Here is a 3,538-nt window from a genome sequence, read left to right as displayed (position 1 = left end):
GCGACTTCCGGCCGGGGCGGAATGGCTTGCGCCAACGCGCCGATCGGCATTGTCGCTACCCCGGTGAGAATCCATGTCCTCGGTATGTTTCTTAGTGTGCGGTACGTTTTCACAAAATTCTTTGAATCGTTATCCTAAAAATAATACTGGTGCCGTTTCGAATTCTTTCCAGGCTTCGAAAATGCGAGTTCCAAGCCGAGCTGCGACGCCACAAGCTGGCTTACGTAGCCATCTAATCACATCTTCTGCCCGTTCGAATTTGCAGGAGGAGTCATAGACCCTGCTGTTTCCTGGCCCATTGCTGCTGGCCGTTCACGGACACGCCCATGATGCGCATCTGCTCTTCGATCTGCGCTGGCGTGTACTTACCGTCGCTCTTGTCCACCAACTGCTTCGCAAGCGTCTTTTCCTCGGGATGCAACTGCCGGTTGAACCGAACGCCGGGTTTGTCGTTACTGCTCTTCGCTCTTTTGTTCCTCTCGCTTCAAGGTGCGTAGCTCCTTGATGAATTGGTACGTGGCACCACCTAACAGAACTAAATAAATCGGTATCCCAGGGACAAGCCCAGCCAAACCCGCACCTTTATGGAGAGAAATCGCCATAATCATTAGCGGAACAGCAAGTAAGCATAAGTAGCCAACCAAAAATTTACGATATAGAGCTTTTCGCTTCATAGAGGTTGTGACCACGTTATTTTCCTTTCTTGTTGTTCTGCTCAATTACAGCTTGCGCTGGACCTGGAAGTATTTGCATCCATATATCAAATGCGTTCCCTATAGGACCTGGCAAGATGGTTTTACCTCCCATACCAAACAGCGCACTAGCCGTACCAATACCTGCCGACAAATTCGGGCTGCCACTTGGATTGGTCATCGCGGTCGTGCCGAACGCGCCGACCCCACCGACCAGCGAGTCATAGATCCCAACGGCAATTTTGCCGGCGCTTGCGCTGCCTAATGCATCCAATGGCAACAGCAACGGCGACATTCCCGCCGCGACCCCGCCCGCAATTGCCGTGTTCTTATAGCTCGGTTGATCCGGCGACAACTTGTATTGGTAACTAAATGCGTCGCCGGCGTAAGTAAAGGCGGTGCCAACGCCCCAGGCAGCAACCAGCCCACCCGCAACTGAACCCGCCAGCAAGCTGCCGCCGGCTCGTGCAATTGTGTTTCCAAGCGGGTCTTTGTCGTAGTTCGACGCGACCAGCCCGTCATACGTTAGCCCTGTGCTGATCTGTTTCTGCCCCAAGTCATACGCACTTTGATTCCGTGCAATGTACTGGCTATTGAAGTCGTGATTCGCATACTGCGGATCATTCTTGTAGCCGTCGCAGTTCAGGTTCTGACAACCCACGATGCTCCGGATTTCGTAATCGTGCTTGCCGCCCGACGCTTCCGCCGTCTGCTTATCCGAATTCCTCAGAATCTCCGCAACGATCCGGCCTTCGGCATCCTGCACGCTAATGCCGAGTTTTTCTGCAACGATCTTCGCGTCCTTTTTCGCTCGCGCGTATTCCTCCGGATGCAACTGCCGATTGAACCGCTCGTTGTTAATCCCCGCCCCCGCGCCAGCCAGCGCCCCCTGCCCACCCCCTCCGGCCAACGCCCCGGCCGCATACCCCCCTGCTGTCGCCACCACCTCGTTCAACGCATTGCGTGCCGCCGGCTGCGCCTCAACCGGCAACTGCTCCGCCGCCTGATCGATAATCGGCTGCGCCAGCGATTGCAGCACATCCCCAGCCAACGAACCCGCCGCCGCTCCCGCAACGTTTCCGCCCGACAGCGCCGCCCCGATCGCAGCAACCGCCGCGTGCATCGCATCCCGGCCAGCACCGCCCTCGCCGAACAGCGCCTTCATCTCCGGACTGCTGTCGGCCAGCTTGCCCGCCGCTTCCGCAACCGCAAACGTCGCCACCTTGCCGAAGGCCTGACCAAACGCCAGATCGTTCTGCACCTTCTGCAGATTGAACGTGTTCTCGACCGTCTGGTTCGCGTTCACCGTATCGCGCGACAACCCCGCCGTGCTGTCCTGTCCCGTCTCCTGATCGGACTTCACCGTGATGGTCGCCGGACTCACCGCCGCGTGCGTCGTGCCGCTCGCGCTATCGCCCGTCTGCGCAAAGCTTGGCCCCCCCCTGCGAGAACCCTTCCGATGAGGCCGAATACGACATCGTGTTCTGCACGTCCGAGAAGCCGAAGCTACCCGTCGTCAAGGTGTTTGCCTCCGCCGGTGCCGCGCTCGCGACCATCGCGCCGTTCAATTGCGTATGCCCCTGCACATTCACGTCGAAGCCGCCCGGGCCGGCCGTCAATGCGGTCTGACGGTTCGCCGAGGCGTAGTCCGCGTCGATTCCGGTATGGCCGATCGCCAACGCCGGCGCGACCACCCAACTCATCGGGCCGATCCCCATGCTCAAGCCAGCGCCGACGTTATGTTGATTGCTCGAATAAGTCGACGTGTCCTGCACGCTCGTCATCGTCAGGTCCCGACCCACGTCAGCCTTTACCGTGTCGCCCGACGCCTGTGCGCCGGTGAGCGTCGTATCGCGCCCAGAGTAGATCGTCAGTTCCTTGCCCGCCGCCACTGTCGTATTCGTGTGCGTCACGCTGTCGCCGTCGCCCTGGCCGTGCCCGGCATATCCGCTCGCGGACACCGAGAGGCCCGAGGTCCCGATCGCCGCCCCCGCCGACCAACCGCCAGCACGGTTCGAACTGTGGGTCGATTCCGTGCTGCGCGCGCCCTCCAGCACCACATCGCGATTCGCCGCGAGCGTCACGTCCCGGCCCAGCACGTTTGCGCCCGCCATCTTGAGGTCCCCCGCGCCGTCCTGACCGCTGCCGGTTGCCACAATCGCGACATTGCCGTTACCGATGATCGAGGCGCCCTTCGCGATCTGCGCCGAGGTACTGGATTCGCTGCGGCTATGGCTCGATCCCACGCCCACCTGCAACTGCACGCCCGCCGCAGCCACCGGGTTTTGTCCGTTCGAGATCGCGCTTGCCGTGCCTTGGATCGCCCCCCGGTTCTGGTAAGCCATCTCCGCTGCGGCGACACCCTGCACCGCTGCGAGCCGCGCATCGCCCGAATCCGTCCCCACCTTCACGACGCTGCCCATCGCCTGCCCGAGGCCAACCAGGCCGCCGCCGATACCCACCGTCAAGCCGGACTGCTTCGTCTGCTGGATGATGCGCTCGTCGTAGGTATCGGTGGCCGCATTCACCGTCACATTGCGCCCGGCGATGCCGATGTCCTGAGCGGCCACGACCTGCGCTCCCGTCAGCGTCACATCCTGACCCGCGCCGATCGACACGCTACCTTGAGACGAACCCACCACGCTTGCGTGGTTCGTGATCATGCTCGACTGGCCTTGTTGCGCGAGCGAGCGCGAGCCGACCGTGCCAGCAAGACCGCCGCCTGAGAGCAATCCCGATTCCTGCTTGTTGTAATAGGTCGACGACCCGGCCGTATCCTGCGACGTCGTGATCTTCACGTCACGCGCCGCGTTCAGCGTCACGTCGTTCGTCCCGACGAGGGCGCT

General features: G+C 61.1%; 4 protein-coding genes. All 4 read right to left on the bottom strand.

Translation table 11 applies throughout. From position 1 onward, the window contains the following. Positions 1-271 precede the first annotated feature (271 nt). On the bottom strand, positions 272-421 hold the full coding sequence (locus tag J3489_RS36990) for a hypothetical protein (RefSeq protein WP_207005736.1): 150 nt from the start codon (positions 419-421) through the stop codon (positions 272-274). A gap of 31 nt (positions 422-452) precedes the next feature. Continuing rightward, positions 453-689, bottom strand: coding sequence for a hypothetical protein (locus J3489_RS36985; RefSeq protein WP_207005735.1), 237 nt, complete (start codon positions 687-689; stop codon positions 453-455). Position 690: 1 nt separating this feature from the next. Next, positions 691-2,055 carry a hypothetical protein gene (locus J3489_RS39060; RefSeq protein ID WP_374193525.1) on the bottom strand — a complete coding sequence of 455 codons (1,365 nt, stop codon included), beginning with the start codon at positions 2,053-2,055 and terminating at the stop codon, positions 691-693. Positions 2,056-2,101: 46 nt separating this feature from the next. Beyond that, positions 2,102-3,538: hemagglutinin repeat-containing protein (locus J3489_RS39055; protein WP_374193524.1), on the bottom strand; the 1,437-nt coding region annotated here is incomplete at its 5' end.

Origin of the sequence: Trinickia mobilis (genome assembly GCF_017315705.1) — a bacterium.
GTDB lineage: Bacteria > Pseudomonadota > Gammaproteobacteria > Burkholderiales > Burkholderiaceae > Trinickia_A > Trinickia_A mobilis.
This window is presented reverse-complemented; position numbering and strand designations above follow the sequence as displayed.